This window comes from Actinomadura verrucosospora (genome assembly GCF_039540335.1).
In the GTDB taxonomy this organism is placed as follows: Bacteria; Actinomycetota; Actinomycetes; order Streptosporangiales; family Streptosporangiaceae; genus Spirillospora; species Spirillospora verrucosospora.
In genome coordinates, this window is record NZ_BAABEV010000001.1 from 367,500 (window position 1) to 382,339 (window position 14,840).

The window sequence follows — 14,840 nt, forward strand, 5'->3', positions numbered from 1 at the left end:
ACATGCCCGGCGGAAGGTTGAGGATCACGGCCCGTCCGTCCCGGCCCTTTCCGGCGAGCGCGCCTTCAAACGCACCGTAGCGAATACCCGGCCCGGCGTGCGCACCCCATGACCTGCGTATGCTGCAAAGATGCCAGGTAGGAGGGCCAAAGGAACCGCGACTTTCCTCGCCACGCTGCTCACCGTGCCGCTCGCCGCGGCCGGATGTGGCCGCGGCGGCGGCGACACGGGCGAGTCGGCGCCCCCGGCGACCCCGCCGACGGCGTCCGCTCCGGGCTCCCCGTCGCCGTCCCCGACCCGCCAGGGCTTCCAGTCCACGATCAAGAAGGTGACTGCCGGGGACCTCAAGTACTCGTGGCGGCGCGGCTGCCCCGTGTCGCCCTCCGGGCTCCGGATGATCGAGATGACCTACTGGGGGATGGACGACGAGCCGCACACCGGCGGGCGGCTCGTCGTCAACGCGAAGGCGGCCGGCGACCTGGTGAAGGTGTTCAGGAAGCTGTACGCCATGCGGTACCCCATCGAGCGCATGGAGCCGGTCGACAAGTACAAGGGCAGCGACTTCGACTCGATCGAGGCGAACAACACCTCGGCGTTCAACTGCCGCCAGGCGACCGGGTCGAGTTCGTTCTCCAACCACGCCTACGGTCTCGCGGTCGACATCAACCCGTGCCAGAACCCGTACGTCTACGCGGACGGGCGGGTCGCGCACAAGGACTGCGTCAAGTACAAGAACCGCAAGAACGACGACCCGGGCGTCATCCACGCCGGCGACAAGGTCGTCAAGGCGTTCGCCTCGATCGGCTGGAGCTGGGGCGGCACCTGGAGCGGCGCCCGCGACTACCAGCACTTCTCCAGCTCGGGCCGCTGAGCGTCACATCATCATCAGGGCGATCACGAGGATCGCGACGACGGCCACCACGGCGACGATGCCGACGATCAGGCCGATGTTCGGGCCGGACTTCTCCGGCTGCCCCTGGCTGGCGAAGTTCTGGAACTGGTGCGTCGTGCCTGCAGGATCCTGCGGTGTCTGCGACATGCCGAAGAGGGTAACGAACCCTTCCGCCCGAGTCGGACGATTTCACCACGAGAGCATCCCGAGTCGCAGCGGGGGTTCCCGGCCTGTGAGCGGAGAGTGTGGGATTCGAACCCACGAGGACTGTCCCCAGCCCTGGGCGCTTTCAAGGCGCCTGCACTAGTCCACTATGCGAACTCTCCAGGTGACCGCCTCGCGGCGGTCATCGCCCACGATAGCGGGCGGGGGCGGTTGCGTTCGACCGCATATGGCGACCGCGCTCAGGGGACGCGGTAGCCGGGGATGGACGGCCAGCGCACCGTGAGCACCACCGACTCCTCCTCGGCCTCCCACGAGTGGTCGACGCCGCGTCCCCACACGACGTAGTCGCCCTGCTCGGCGAGGACGACGTCGCGGCCGGGGAACTCCAGCCGGAAGCGGCCGCTGATCAGCACGAGCAGGGCGGTGCGCTTCTCTCCGTCCGTCCACGCGGCGCGGCGCTCGCCCTTGGGGTGCACGCCCCACTTGATCTCGACCTCGGCGCTGTGCCGCAGGTCGCCGGGGGCCTTGAAGTGCCCGAGCAGCCACCCGCGGTCGGCGGCCGCGTCCGGCGCCGCCTTCCCCACGTACACACCGTCGTCGTCCGTCACAGATGGCAACGGTAGCCCAGGTCAGAGCTGCGGGCGCTGGAAGGCGAAGCCGTCGCCCACCACGGCGGCGAGCGTCAGGTAGGCCTCGCGGGTCCCGGGGGCGAGCTGCTCCAGCTCGACCTCGGCGCCCTCCTCCAGGTGGTCGTCGTAGGGGATGCGGACGACGGCGCGGCAGCGGCTCTCGAAGTGGGCCTGGAGCTTGTCCAGGTCGACCTGGCTGCGGGTGCGGTTGCGGACCATCGACAGGACGACGACGCCGTTGCGGACCAGGTGGCCGTGGTCGTGCGCCTCCAGCCAGTCGAGGGTGGCGCTCGCGGACCGGGCGCCGTCCACCGACGGGGAGCTGACCAGGACGAGCTGGTCGGCCAGGCTCAGCACGCCCGCCATCGCCGAGTGCAGCAGCCCGGTGCCGCAGTCGGTGATGCAGACCGAGTAGTACTGCTCCAGGACGACGGCGACGGCCGCGTAGTCCTCGGCGCTGAACGCCTCGCTGACCGCCGGGTCGCGGTCGGACGCGAGGATCTCCAGGCGCGCCTCGTTCTGCGAGGTGAACGCGCGGACGTCGGCGTACCGGTGGATCTGGTCGCGGTTGTTGAGCAGGTCGCGGACGGTCGCGGCGGTCTCCAGCCTGACCTTGTCCGACAGCGTCCCGCGGTCGGGGTTCGCGTCCACCGCGATGACGCGGTCGCCGCGCAGCGACCCCAGCATCGAGCCGAGGCCGGTGGTCGTGGTCGTCTTGCCGACGCCGCCCTTCAGCGACATGACGGCCACCCGGTGGTGGCCGCCCGCCACGGCGGTGCGCGCCCGCCCGATCAGGTCCTTGCGGCGCAGGTCGCCCTGCGACTCGCCCGGGTGGATGCTGCCCGCGGTCGCCTTGTAGACCGCGCGCCGCCAGCCGGACGAGGGCGCGATGCGGCGCTCGCCGAGCAGGTTCTCGGAGCTGAGGCTGTCGGCGCTCTGCGGCTGCTGCTGGGCGGGATGGCCCGGCCCCGTCATCTGTCCGGGCGCCTGCGGGTACTGCCCCTCCCCCTGCGGGGGCCCGGCCGGATACCCGTAGCCCTGCGGCGGGTACGGCTGCCCGGTGGCCGGGTCGACGGGAGGCCCGTAGGGCCGGCCGGTGTTCGGGTCGACGGGCGGGTACGGCTGCCCGGCGTTCGGGTCGGGCGCGTAGGGCTGGCCGGTGGCGGGATCCATCGGGGGATACGGCTGGCCCGGCGCGGGCGGGCCCGGCGGGAACGGCTGACCAGCGGCGTTGGGGTCCATCGGCGGGTACGGCTCCCCGGCGTTCGGGTCAGGCGCGAACGGCTGCCCCGCGTTCGGGTCCACCTGCGGGAACTGCTGACCCGCGGCATTCGGGTCCATCGGCGGGTACGGCTGACCCGCGGCGTTGGGGTCCATCGGCGGGAACTGCTGGCCACCCGCATTCGGGTCAGGCGCGAACGGCCGCCCGGCGTTGGGGTCCATCGGAGAGAACTGCTGGCCGCCCGCGTTGGGGTCAGGCAGGAACGGCTGACCAGCGGCGGTGGGGTCCACCTGGGGGAAGGGGAAGGACTGCCCGCCGACGTTGGGGTCAGGCGCGAACGAGTGCCCCGCGTTCGGGTCGACCGGCGGGTACGGCTGACCGCCCGCGTTCGGGTCAGGCGCGAACGGCTGCCCCGCGTTCGGGTCCGTCGGGGGGAATTGCTGGCCTTCCGCGTTCGGGCCGAACAGGATGGGGTCCTGCATGCTCGGGTCAGGCGGGTAGGGCTGGCCGGGAGCGGGCGGGCCCGGCTGGAACGGCTGACCGGTGCTCGGGTCGACGGGCGGGAACTGCTGCCCCTCCGCACTCGGCTCGGGGGCGAGGGGGAGGCCCGTGGCCGGGTCGAGGGGGACGTACGGGCGGCCCGAGTCGTCGGTGTCCTGCGGGTAGGGCTGGCCCGTGGCGGGGTCGACGGACTGGTACGCCTGGCCGGGCGCGTCCTGGCGGCCGAACTGGTCGGCCGGGTAGGGCGGCAGCTGGTCGAGGGGCGGGGCCGCGTTGCCGTTGGTGTCGTAAGGGGACGGCTGGGACTGGTAGCCGCCCGTCGCGTACGGGGGCGGGAGCATCCCGCCGTCGAAGGGCTGCGGCATAGGGCCGCCCTCGTAGGGCGCCGGCTGCGGCGGGCCGAAGTTCTCGGGGGACTCCTGGAAGGCGGGGGGCGCCGCGAGCCAGGGCTCGTCGTTCAGGGCGGCGGGCTCGGCGGGGGCGGGCTGCGCGTCCTGCTCCTCGGGCTCCTGGGCCGGGGGCTGCGCGCCCTCGGGGGCGGGGGACGGACCCGCCGCGTCGCCGCTCATCGCGTCCAGAGAGGCCAGTCGCTCCTCCAGGGAGCGCCCGTCGTGCTCGTTCCTCGCCACCGTTTTCCCCCTCGGGCACGCCTCTGATGATCCACACGGTGCAGGCGGGCAAAAAGACCCCCACGCAGGATACCGGTGCGTCAATACCGGGCATCCCGCGCGTAGATCGGCCTTGCCGCGGCCGGGCCCGGGGGCCGGGGGCGTCTTGGACCCGCCCGGTAGCGTGACCGGTATGCATGCGATCGTGATTCGCGAACCGGGCGAAGCCGACGTCCTCGAATGGACTCCGGTGCCGGATCCGGCGCCGGGACCGGGCGAGGTGCTGATCGACGTGGCGGCGAGCGCCGTCAACCGCGCCGACGTCATGCAGCGCCTGGGCTTCTATCCCCCGCCGGACGGCGCTCCCCCGTACCCGGGCCTTGAGGTGTCCGGACGGATCGCCGGGCTGGGCGAGGGCGTGACCGGGCCGAAGGTCGGCGACGAGGTGTGCGCGCTGCTCAGCGGCGGCGGCTACGCCGAACGGGTCGCCGTCCCCGCCTCGCAGGTGCTGCCAGTGCCGCGCGGCGTGGACGTCGTGGAGGCGGCCGGGCTCCCGGAGGTCGCCTGCACGGTGTGGTCGAACGTGTTCATGCTGGCCGGGCTGCGCGAGGGCGAGACGCTGCTCGTCCACGGCGGGGGCAGCGGCATCGGGACGTTCGCCATCCAGCTCGCCAAGGCGCGCGGGGCGCGCGTGGTGACGACGGTCGGCAGCCCGGAGAAGGCCGAGCGGTGCCGGGAGCTCGGCGCGGACGTCACCGTGAACTACCGCGAGGACGACTTCGTCGAGAGCGGCCCCTACGACGTGATCCTCGATCTCATCGGCGCCAAGTACCTCGGCCGCAACGTGGAGGCCCTCGCCACCGGCGGGCGGCTCATGGTGATCGGGCTCCAGGGCGGCGCGAAGGCGGAGCTGGACATCGGCATGCTGCTGCGCAAGCGGGCGCTGGTGCACGCCACGACTTTGCGGGCCCGTCCGTTGGACGAGAAGGCGGAGATCGTGGCCGGCGTCCGGGAGCATGTGTGGCCGCTCCTGGAGTCGGGACGGATCCGGACGGTTGTCGATCGGCGGATCCCCATGGCCGAAGCGTCGCGCGCGCACGAACTGATGGAAGAGAGCGGTCACGTCGGCAAGATCCTGCTGACCGTGTGAGGATGTGGAGTTTATGAGCGAGGCTTCGAAGAGGCAGTCGGAAGAGCCCCAGGTGCTCGTCCTGGGCCCGGGCGGCATCACCGTCGAGGGCGGCGGCGAGGGCGAGTCCGAGGGCAAGTCGGTGACCGAGATGGTCGAGCAGCCGGCGAAGGTCATGCGGATCGGCGGGATGATCCGCCAGCTGCTGGAGGAGGTCAAGGCCGCCCCGCTGGACGAGGCGAGCCGCGCCAGGCTGCGGGAGATCCACCAGTCGTCCATCAAGGAGCTGGAGGACGGTCTCGCGCCCGAGCTGGTCGCGGAGCTGGAGCGGCTGTCGCTGCCGTTCACCGAGGGCACGGTGCCGAGCGACGCGGAGCTGCGGATCGCGCAGGCGCAGCTCGTCGGCTGGCTGGAGGGCCTGTTCCACGGCATCCAGACGACGCTGTTCGCCCAGCAGATGGCGGCGCGGGCGCAGCTGGAGCAGATGCGGCGCGCCCTGCCCGCGGGAATGATGCCCCCCGGCGTCGAGGAGGAGCCGAAGCCCGGTCCGCGCTCGTCCGGCCCCTACCTGTAGGACGCACGACTCCGGCCGCACCCCGCAGCGGGTGCGGCCGCGCTATGGGAAGAGCCGCTCCAGGACCTCGGCCACGCCGTCGTCGTCGTTGCGGGACGTCTTGTGCGCCACGGCGGCCAGCACGAGCGGGTGCGCGTTCGCCACCCCGTAGGACGTGCCCGCCCAGGTCAGCATCGGCAGGTCGTTGGGCATGTCGCCGAACGCGGTGACGTCCCGCGCGGTGATGCCGTGCTCGGTACACAGGGCCGCCAGGGCGCTGGCCTTGGTGACGCCGAGCGCGCTCATCTCCAGCAGCCCCCGCCCGGAGGAGTGCGTCACGGTCACGAGGTCGCCGACGGCCCGCACCGCCTTCGCCGAGAGCGCGTCGGGGTCGGCGGCCGGGTGGAAGGCGAGCAGCTTGGTCCCGCCCCTGCTGACCAGCTCGGCGTCGTCGACGGGCCGGCCGCCGAGCGCCGCCGCGTCCCACCGGCCGAGGTCGTAGCTGGCCTCGAACACGAACCCGGTCGGGTACTCCACCGCGAAGCGCAGCTCGGGCACGACGCCGCGCAGCCGCCCGATCACCTCGGCGAGCACGTCCGGCGCGATCTCGTTGGCCTGCAGGACGGTCTCGGTGTGCAGGTCGTAGAGGACGGCGCCGTTGGCGCAGATCGCGACGCCGCGGTGGTCGACGGCCGCGGCGATCTCCGTCATCCAGCGCGGCGGCCGCCCGGTGACCATGACGAGCATCGCCCCGGCCCGCTCGACCCGGGCGAGGGCGGCGACGGTCCGGGCGGAGATCGTGCCGTCGGAGCGCACGATCGTGCCGTCGAGGTCGGTGGCGATCACACGCGGCGAGGACTCAGTCATGTCACCTTCCTGGGCAGATGGGACACACCCTAGGCCAGTGCCCTGACACGCCCGGCTCCCGGCATCGCCCCAAGGCCCGCGGAGACGCGAGCGGGGCCCGTCCCGGTCAGGACGGGCCCCGCTCCACGCGCGTTCAGCGCTTGACCGGCTCCAGGACCTCCAGGCCCAGGAACTTCTGCAGCGCCTTCGGAACTCGCACCGAGCCGTCGGCCTGCTGGTGGTTCTCCAGGATCGCGACCATCCAGCGCGTCGTCGCCAGCGTCCCGTTCAGGGTCGCCACCGGCTGGTTCTTGCCGTCGGCGTCGCGATACCGCACCGCCAGGCGCCGCGCCTGGAACTCGGTGCAGTTCGACGTCGAGGTGACCTCGCGGTAGGTGTTCTGCGTCGGCACCCACGCCTCGCAGTCGTACTTGCGGGCGGCGCTTGCGCCGAGGTCGCCCGCCGCGACGTCGATCACCCGGTACGGGATCTCGACCTTGCCGAGCATCTCCTTCTCCCACTCCAGCAGCCGCAGGTGCTCGGCGTGGGAGTCGGCCGGGTCGCAGTAGGAGAACATCTCCACCTTGTCGAACTGGTGGACGCGGATGATGCCGCGCGTGTCCTTGCCGTAGGAGCCGGCCTCGCGGCGGAAGCAGGACGACCAGGCCACGTACCGGCGCGGCAGCTCGTCGACGATCTCGTTCATGTGGAACGCGGCGAGCGGCACCTCCGACGTGCCGACCAGGTACAGCTCGTCCTGCGGGAGCTGGTAGACCTCGGCGGCGTGCGCGCCGAGGAACCCGGTGCCCTCCATCGCCTCCGGCTTCACCAGGACCGGCGGGTACATCGGCACGAACCCGCTCGCGACGGCCTGCTCCATGGCGAGGTTCAGCAGCGCGTACTGGAGCCGCGCGCCCACGCCCGTCAGGTAGTAGAACCGCGCGCCCGACACCTTCGCGCCGCGCTCCATGTCGATGGCGCCGAGGCTCTCGCCGAGCTCCAGGTGGTCCTTCGGCTCGAAGTCGAACGCGGTCGGCTCGCCGACGTGCTCCAGGACGACGTAGTCCTGCTCGCCGCCGGGCGGGGCGCCCTCCTCGATGAGGTTCGGGACGCCCTTGAGCAGCGCGTCGAGCTCCTCGCCGAGGCGGTCGGCCTCGGCCTCGCGCTCCTTCACCTGCTGCGCCAGCTCCTTGGCACGGGCCAGCAGCGCCTGCCGCTCGTCGCCCTGCGCCTTGGACACCGACTTGCCGAAACTCTTCTGCTCCGCCCTGAGCTGCTCGAACGAGGTCAGCGCGGAGCGGCGCCTCCCGTCCAGGTCGAGCAGCCGGTCGACGACGCCGTCATCCTCACCGCGGGCGCGCTGCGAGGCGCGCAGCCGCTCGGGATCCTCTCGAAGAGCTCGCAGGTCAATCACAGACCCGAGGCTACCGGCCCGACGCCCCCGTCCGCGCGCGAGTATCGGCGGTTCGCGTCCGCCGGCCGCCGCCGCCGGGGGAGGCCTCCGACCGCCGCCGCTAGCGGACGCCGCCGGCCAGCAGCGCGTGCGCGGGCAGCGCCACCTTCCCGTCGCCGGCCGCGTAGTCCGCGACGATCTCGTCGTAGGCGGCCTTGACGCGGGCGACGGTCGGCGCGTCCTGCCGTCCGACGACCACGCCGTTCGTGCCGACCCGGGCCAGCGCGCCCGTCTCCCACCACTCCTCGGGGTCGACGACGTGCTCCCAGGTCACCTCCTCGACCGCGACGTCGGCGAACCCGGCCTCGGCGACGAGCCGACCGAACGCCGCCGGCTCGCCGTACTCCAGGAACGGCGGCTCGGGGATGTCGTCCGGCCACGGCACGCCCGCCGCCTCGATCGCCTCACGGACGACCGCGAGGGCCCCGCTGCCCGGCATCATCCAGCAGGTCATCGCCAGGCGCCCGCCCTCGCGCAGGACGCGCCGCAGCCGGGCCAGCGCCACGTCGGGGGCGCCCACGTGGTTGATGACGAAGTTGCCCGCGACCGCGTCGAACGCCGCGTCCTCGAACGGGACCTCGGGCAGGACGGCGACCCGCACGTCCAGCCCGGGGACGTTCCGGCGCGCCGTCTCCGCCATGCCCGGCTCGGCGTCCATGGCCGACACCAGCGCGCCGCGCCGCGCCGCCTCCCGCGAGACGAACCCGGGCCCCGTGCCGACGTCGAGCAGCCGCGTCCCGCCGGTCACCCCGGCCGCGTCCAGCAGCGGCTCGATCATGTACCGGGTGACGTGGGCGAATCCCCGCTCGTACGCGGGGGCCCGCCCGGCCCACAGCTCCCGCTCGTAAAGGTCGAAGTCCTTCGCCACGCCCCGCAGCCTACGTCAGCGGACGTCCACGGTGTCGGCCGGCGAGGTCGAGCCGATGTACCCGGAGGACTCCTTGTAGACCGCCTTCCAGGTGCCGTCCGCGGACGCCTTGAACTTCTTGGAGAACCAGCCGTAGACGTTGGTCTTCGTCGCCGCCATCCGGACCCACTTCGCGGTGCCGGCACGCCGGAAGTACACGTACACGGGCGCGTTCGGGGCCGGGCTCGCCAGGTCCCGGAACCGGAAGAGCTGCCCCTTGACCGTGAGGGTCCCGCCCTTCCTCACCGGCTCGGGCGAGGCGTTGAAGACGTACCACTCCGTCCGGTACTTGACGTCGACGAAGTCGACGGAGCTGACGGCCGGCATGGTCAGGAGGCTGCCCGGGTAGCGGACGCGCCAGTACGCGTCCTTCGTCACCAGCTTGGGATCGTTGAAAGTGAAGTACACGGGCCGCGCCAGGGTCTGGCTCGCCCAGGCCTTCCACTTCTTGCCGTCCAGGGAGTACTCCAGGTACACCGGCAGGTCCGTGGCGCCGGTGTCGCCGGGCCGGACGTACAGTCGCCCGTCCGCGACGATCGGTTCGCGGTAGGCGTGCGGCTCGGGGATGGCGTTGAAGCCGTCGATCTCGGAGTAGTTCTGGATCTTCAGCGTCCCGAGGTCGACCTGGCTGCCGGTGAGGGACTCGTTCCCCTCGAAGCGCGCCGTCACGGTGCCCGACTTCCCGACCTGCCGCCCGACGGTGAAGGCGGCGCGGAAGGTGCCGTCCGCGAGCGTCCGGGTCGTCGTGATGCTTCCGGCCTCAAGGAGGTCGGGCGGCACATCGAGCTGGATCTCCAGCCCCTCCACGGGCTCGGGACGCGTGCCCTGCCGGAGGACTCTGCCGCGCACGGTCATCACCGAGCCCGGACTCACGGGCGATTCCGGCCGCATCTGACCGGTGATGACCGTGGCCTGCTTGTCGACGGTGAGGGAGGCGGCCCGGGTCGTGACATCGGTCGCGCCGGCGTGGGCGGCGCCGGGCACGAGGAAGAGGGACGAGGTGAGGGCGGTGGTGGCGAGCAGTGCGGATGAGCGACGCAAGGCGAAACCTCTCCACTGAATACTGGTATGGAGTTGACGTCCGACGCTGACGGGCGGTTGACAGCCGGTGATCACGCTTCCCTCACGTCAGCGCACGTCCACGTAGTCGGCCGGCTGGTTGGAGCGCATGTACGTGGAGCCGCCCTTGTAGACCGCCGTCCAGTAACCGTCCTTTGACGCCTTGAACTTCTTGCCGAACCAGCCGTTGCTCGCCGTCCTCACCACCGCGACGCCGGTCCAGGTGGACGACCCCTTGGCCTTGAAGTAGATGGAGACCGGCGCCCCCGGGCCCGGCTTCCCCGCGGGCATGTAGCGGTACAGCAGGCCCTTGACGGTGATCGCCGCGCCCTTCCTCACCGGCTCCGGCGAGGCGTTGAACTGGTGGATGTACGTCCGGTACCGCACGTCGACGTAGTCGGCGCCGCTGACGGAGGGCACCACGAGGTAGCCGTCGTCGTCGGGGACCCTGGCTCGCCAGTAGCCGTCACGCTCGGCTTTCACGTCGACGGCGAACCGGCCGTCACCGCCCGGCGACTGCGCGGTCTTGTCCTTCCAGGTCTTCCCGTCGGTCGAGAACTGGAGCCGCACGGTGGCGCCGCCCGCGGGTCTCTTCGTCCCGTCGGCCATCGTGAACATCACGGTGCCGGACGCCCGCATGGTGCCGCCCAGACCCACCGGCTCGGGCGTCGCGTTGAAACCGCTGATGGAGGTCCGGTGCGTGACCTGGCGGACGTCGGTGTGGGCATACGCCGTCTCGTAGCTGTAGTAGTCGTCCGGCAGGTTGACCGGATCGTTCGCGAAATCGATCGCCCAGGCGCCGTTCTCGACCACCAGGACCCGGACGCTGTAGTAACCGTCGGCGTCGGTGACCGGAGCGGCGATCGTGTTCCAGTCCGGGCTCGACGACCGGTTGAACCGGAGATCGAGCCGTTTGCCCGCGAGCGGGCCCCATGTGCCGTCGAGGTCCTGACTTTCGAGCCGGCCCGTCACGGGAACCCGTTCACCGACGAGCAGGCGGTCCGGGACGTTCATCGTCAACCGGGTCTTGAGCCGCTGCTCGGCGATCAGCGGCGAGCCCGTCGGCGCCGGTGCGCGGTCACCGGGCACCCGCAGGGGTGCCGCCGCGTGTGCGGGGGCCGCGGTGACGGGGGAAGCCACGGCAAGGGCCGCGACGAGGGCGAGCATTCGGCGCACGGAACGACCTCTCCACTGTTCACTGGTGTGAAGAGGACGCCCAAGATCGACAACCGGTTGCCGCCGGGACGCGCCGTGATGATCTCGGTTGCGTCACGGCGGGGAGGCGGCGGGCGCTACTGGTGCGCGTCCGCCCACGCCTGGTCGAGGACCTGCGCGAACGTCTCGGCGGGCTGGGCGCCCGAGACGCCGTAGCGGCGGTCGATGACGAAGAAGGGCACGCCGGTCGCGCCGATGTCCCGCGCCGCGCGCTGCTCGGCGTCCACCTCCGAGGCGAACGCGTCGGACGCGAGCACGTCGCGCGCCTCGGCGGCGTCCAGGCCCGCCTCCGCCACCACGTCCACGAGGGTGTCCCGGTCGAACACCGGGCGCTCGTCGGTGAAGTAGGCCTTGAACAGGGCCTCCACGACCGCGCCCTGCACGCCGCGCTGACCCGCGAGGTAGACGAGCCGGTGCGCGTCGGCGGTGTTGCCCGCCTGGCGGCCTTCGAGGTGGTACTCCAGGCCGGCCGCGGCGGCGCGCTGCTCCATCTCCCGGTTCTTCTCGACGGCCTCGTCGCGCGTCATGCCGTATTTCTCGGCCAGCATGTCGGCCACGTCGACCGTCTCGCCCGGCGGGAAGGAGGGGTCGAGCTGGAACGCGCGGTAGACGACCTCGACCTGGTCCCGGTGCTCGAAACCCTCCAGGGCGCGCTCGAAATGCCGCTTGCCGAGATAGCACCAGGGGCACACGACGTCGGCCCAGATCTCAATACGCACGAAGACACCTTTCTCAGGACGGTCTACCGTGCCAACACGTCCCCGGCGCCGTTGATTTCCGGCGCGCGGGCTCAGGCGCGGCCGGTGCGGATGCCGGTGATCCAGGCGGCGGCCTCGGTGAAGTCGGCGTCGTGGGTGCCGCGGCGGATCTCGGGGCGGACCTGGTCGGCGCGGGTGTAGGAGCCGACGAAGCGGACGTCGGCGCAGACGCGGCGCAGCCCCATCATGGCCTCCCCGACGCGGGCGTCGGCGACATGGCCCTCGAAGTCCATCCAGAACAGGTAGGAGCCGAGGCCCGCGCCGGTCGGGCGGGACTGGATCAGCGTGAGGTTGATGCCGCGGACCGAGAACTCGGTGAGGATCTCCAGCAGGGCGCCCGGGTGGTCCTCGCCGATGAACGCGACGACGGTCGTCCTGTCCATGCCGGTGGGGGCCGGCGGGGGGCACGGGCGGCTCAGGACGACGAAGCGGGTGACGGCGTCGGCGACGTCGTGGATGTCCTCCGCGAGGACCGACAGGCCGTAGCGGGCGGCGGCGAACGAGCCGGCGAGCGCGGCGTCGTAGTGGCCGTCGGCGACGTGCTGGGCGGCCTCGGCGTTGGAGGTCGCGGCGCGCCACTCGGCGTCCGGGACGTTCTCCTGGAGCCAGCGGCGGCACTGCGGCTGCGCGATCGGGTGGGACGCGACGGTCTTGATGTCGTCCAGCGCCGTGCCGGGACGGACGAGGAGGGCGAAGGACACCGGCAGGTGGATCTCGCCGACGATCTGGAGCGGCTCCCCGGTCGCCAGCTCGTCCAGCGTGGTGGGGACCGATCCCTCGACGGAGTTCTCCAGCGCGACGACGGCGGTGTCGACCTCGCCGCGGCGCAGCGCTTCGAGGGCCGCCGGGACGGTGGCGTACGGGATGTGCTCGGCCCCGGCGGCGCCGGGGAGGGTGAGCAGCGCCGCCTCGGTGAAGGTGCCCCGCGGACCCAGGTAGGCGTAGCGCGCTTGCCTGTCGTCTGCGGTCACTGGGGTCCCCCGGGGCGTGTTTCGGCTGTGCGGCAGCCGTCTAGAGGCATGGTGAGAAAGCCGAGTCTACCGCCCGGAGCCCGGGCCCCTCAGGCGCGGCGGGCTCCGCCTCAGGCGCGCGCCGTGGGGGTGCGGGCGCCGTTGCCGAAGTCGGGCAGCGGGTCGTCCATCGAGACGATGGGGCCCTTGCCGAGCCGGGCGGCCCGCAGGGCCTGGTTCTCCTCGGGGGAGAGCGTCTCGACGGCGTGGCCGCCCTGGACGGCCTTGGCGTACGTCCGCGTCTCGGTCCGCCCGTTGATCGAGCTCACCACCACCCCGTCGCCGACCGCGTTGATCAGCGCGAGGGAGAAGGAACGGTGCCCGGACATCTCCTTGAGCGCGTCGTAGTGCACGATCGCGAGATCGCGCAGGGCGCGCTCGTCCACCTCGCCGCTCGCGACCTGGAGCTGGCGCCTCAGCATTTCCCCGCACTCGTCGACGACCTGGTTGACCCGGTTGTGCGCGACCACCGCGATGGAGAGCCCCGCAACCCCGGCGACCAGGCCGGCGACGGCCACTGCGACGAGCATCACGCGCCGAGCGTACCCATGCCGACCTGCCGTTGCGAAGGATCTCGGGGGTGGTTGTCCGGATCGAGCCGTTTCACCAGCCATGTTCCGAGGACCAGGATCGAGGCCAGCGCGGCGAGCCCGAACGAGTCGCGCAGCACCTGGCCCGCGAAAACCGTTACAGGGGAATGATCCGGGCCGATCAGCCCGCGCGCCCACCACGGGACCGGGAACAGGAACAGCAGCCACAGGGCGCACGCGACCAGACATCTTCGCGTGTCACGCCCATCTCCCACCAAAGCCCCCAGTACCGCGATCATCCACACAAGATGATGAATCCACCCCACAGGGGACAGGACGACGGACAGCAGCCCGACGATCGCGACCCCGGCGAGCAGGAGGCTGGAGGCGTCGGCGCCGGTCGCGGCGTCCGCGGCGAGCGTCGCCCGGCGGGCCCACCCGAAGCCGAACCAGGCGACGACCAGCGCCAGGGCCAGCCACACCAGCGTCCGGGCCGGCCCCTCGTCCAGGATGCGGGCCACGATCCCGTGGATCGCCTGGTTGGTGGTGCCGTCGACCGCGCCCGTCCGGTCGCCGCCCTCCAGCAGCGCGCCGAACCAGTACGCGGACGAGTCGGACGGCAGCAGCGCGAACCCGCCCAGCGTGGCGACGACGGCGGTCAGCACGGCGTTGACCAGCGCGTCCCGCCGCCCGGTGACCAGGAAGTAGATCAGGAAGACGCCCGGCACCAGCTTGATCGCCAGGGCGAGGCCGACGAGCATGCCGCGCGGCCAGCGCGCGGTGCGGGCGCAGCAGTCGGCCAGGCACATGGCCAGCAGGAACAGCCCGACCTGCCCGAACCTGACCTGGTCGCGGACGGGGTCGAGCCACGCCGTCGCCGCGACCAGGACGCCCGCGGTGAGCGGCGCCCAGCGCCCCGTCCGGCGGATGAGGTCGCGGAAGGCGTAGCAGACGACGACCACGAGCGACAGGTAGATCAGCACCGTCCACGTCCACTGCGCCGCGCGCCACGGCAGGAGCGTGAACGGGACCGCCAGGGCGGCGGCGATCGGCGGATAGGTGAAGGGGAGCAGCTGCGGCGGCTGCGTGAGGAAGTCGTACAGGGGCGCGCCGCGCAGCACCGCCAGCCCGCCCTCCCGGTAGACCTCCAGGTCGACGAGCCGCTGGTCGGGCTGGTTGCCGAGCCACCGCTGGACGATCGGCGCCGCCGCGACCACGGCGACGGCGATCCCGGCGAGCAGGACGAGAAGGTCGCGGGCGCCCCACCGGGCGGGGTCGCCGGCCGCCTCACCGGGGGTTTCGCGGGCATCCCGCGCCATCAGACCGTCCACAGCCCGCAGGATATGGCCCCTGCCCGGTGGTA

The 14,840-nt window shown here is 72.2% G+C and carries 15 protein-coding genes and 1 tRNA gene; 3 read left to right on the plus strand and 13 right to left on the minus strand.

Annotated features, from left to right (window positions below; all coding sequences use genetic code 11):
• The first annotated feature begins 130 nt into the window (after window positions 1-130).
• Complete coding sequence (locus tag ABD944_RS01860) at window positions 131-871, plus strand: M15 family metallopeptidase (protein ID WP_345171618.1); 741 nt, start codon at window positions 131-133, stop codon at window positions 869-871.
• 3 nt (window positions 872-874) lie between these two features.
• On the opposite strand, the gene ABD944_RS01865 is transcribed toward ABD944_RS01860, so the two are convergent.
• The 4 genes from ABD944_RS01865 to ABD944_RS01880 form a co-directional block, all read right to left on the minus strand.
• Window positions 875-1,039: a hypothetical protein gene (locus tag ABD944_RS01865; protein ID WP_345171619.1), complete on the minus strand. Its 165-nt coding sequence runs from the start codon at window positions 1,037-1,039 to the stop codon at window positions 875-877.
• Window positions 1,040-1,129: 90 nt separating this feature from the next.
• Window positions 1,130-1,218 (minus strand) — tRNA-Ser (locus ABD944_RS01870).
• A 78-nt stretch (window positions 1,219-1,296) separates the two neighbouring features.
• Entirely contained in the window at window positions 1,297-1,665 is a 369-nt protein-coding gene (locus ABD944_RS01875; protein ID WP_345171621.1) for a cupin domain-containing protein, read from the minus strand.
• A gap of 21 nt (window positions 1,666-1,686) precedes the next feature.
• Entirely contained in the window at window positions 1,687-4,038 is a 2,352-nt protein-coding gene (locus tag ABD944_RS01880; protein WP_345171623.1) for a MinD/ParA family ATP-binding protein, read from the minus strand.
• A 172-nt stretch (window positions 4,039-4,210) separates the two neighbouring features.
• Here ABD944_RS01880 and ABD944_RS01885 point away from each other — a divergent pair, with 172 nt between their 5' ends.
• Both ABD944_RS01885 and ABD944_RS01890 read left to right on the plus strand, forming a co-directional pair.
• Window positions 4,211-5,167 (plus strand): NAD(P)H-quinone oxidoreductase, encoded by a 957-nt coding sequence (locus ABD944_RS01885; RefSeq protein WP_345171625.1) that lies wholly within the window; start codon window positions 4,211-4,213, stop codon window positions 5,165-5,167.
• Window positions 5,168-5,180: 13 nt separating this feature from the next.
• On the plus strand, window positions 5,181-5,720 hold the full coding sequence (locus ABD944_RS01890) for a bacterial proteasome activator family protein (RefSeq protein WP_345171627.1): 540 nt from the start codon (window positions 5,181-5,183) through the stop codon (window positions 5,718-5,720).
• Window positions 5,721-5,762: 42 nt separating this feature from the next.
• On the opposite strand, the gene ABD944_RS01895 is transcribed toward ABD944_RS01890, so the two are convergent.
• The 9 genes from ABD944_RS01895 to ABD944_RS01935 form a co-directional block, all read right to left on the minus strand.
• Window positions 5,763-6,566, minus strand: coding sequence for a Cof-type HAD-IIB family hydrolase (locus ABD944_RS01895; protein WP_345171629.1), 804 nt, complete (start codon window positions 6,564-6,566; stop codon window positions 5,763-5,765).
• A 133-nt stretch (window positions 6,567-6,699) separates the two neighbouring features.
• Window positions 6,700-7,959: a serine--tRNA ligase gene (serS, locus tag ABD944_RS01900; RefSeq protein ID WP_345171631.1), complete on the minus strand. Its 1,260-nt coding sequence runs from the start codon at window positions 7,957-7,959 to the stop codon at window positions 6,700-6,702.
• A 100-nt stretch (window positions 7,960-8,059) separates the two neighbouring features.
• Window positions 8,060-8,866, minus strand: a complete 807-nt coding sequence (locus tag ABD944_RS01905) for a class I SAM-dependent methyltransferase (protein ID WP_345171633.1) — start codon at window positions 8,864-8,866, stop codon at window positions 8,060-8,062.
• Between the two features lie 15 nt (window positions 8,867-8,881).
• Window positions 8,882-9,946: a hypothetical protein gene (locus ABD944_RS01910; protein ID WP_345171635.1), complete on the minus strand. Its 1,065-nt coding sequence runs from the start codon at window positions 9,944-9,946 to the stop codon at window positions 8,882-8,884.
• An 87-nt stretch (window positions 9,947-10,033) separates the two neighbouring features.
• Window positions 10,034-11,140 (minus strand): hypothetical protein, encoded by a 1,107-nt coding sequence (locus tag ABD944_RS01915; protein ID WP_345171637.1) that lies wholly within the window; start codon window positions 11,138-11,140, stop codon window positions 10,034-10,036.
• Window positions 11,141-11,256: 116 nt separating this feature from the next.
• Window positions 11,257-11,898 (minus strand): DsbA family oxidoreductase, encoded by a 642-nt coding sequence (locus ABD944_RS01920; protein WP_345171639.1) that lies wholly within the window; start codon window positions 11,896-11,898, stop codon window positions 11,257-11,259.
• 71 nt (window positions 11,899-11,969) lie between these two features.
• Window positions 11,970-12,908 carry a prephenate dehydratase gene (pheA, locus tag ABD944_RS01925; protein WP_345171641.1) on the minus strand — a complete coding sequence of 313 codons (939 nt, stop codon included), beginning with the start codon at window positions 12,906-12,908 and terminating at the stop codon, window positions 11,970-11,972.
• A gap of 110 nt (window positions 12,909-13,018) precedes the next feature.
• Entirely contained in the window at window positions 13,019-13,477 is a 459-nt protein-coding gene (locus ABD944_RS01930; protein ID WP_345171835.1) for a DUF4446 family protein, read from the minus strand.
• Window positions 13,477-14,808: a glycosyltransferase 87 family protein gene (locus ABD944_RS01935; protein ID WP_345171643.1), complete on the minus strand. Its 1,332-nt coding sequence runs from the start codon at window positions 14,806-14,808 to the stop codon at window positions 13,477-13,479. The genes ABD944_RS01930 and ABD944_RS01935 overlap by 1 nt, the downstream gene beginning before the upstream one ends.
• Window positions 14,809-14,840 lie beyond the last annotated feature (32 nt).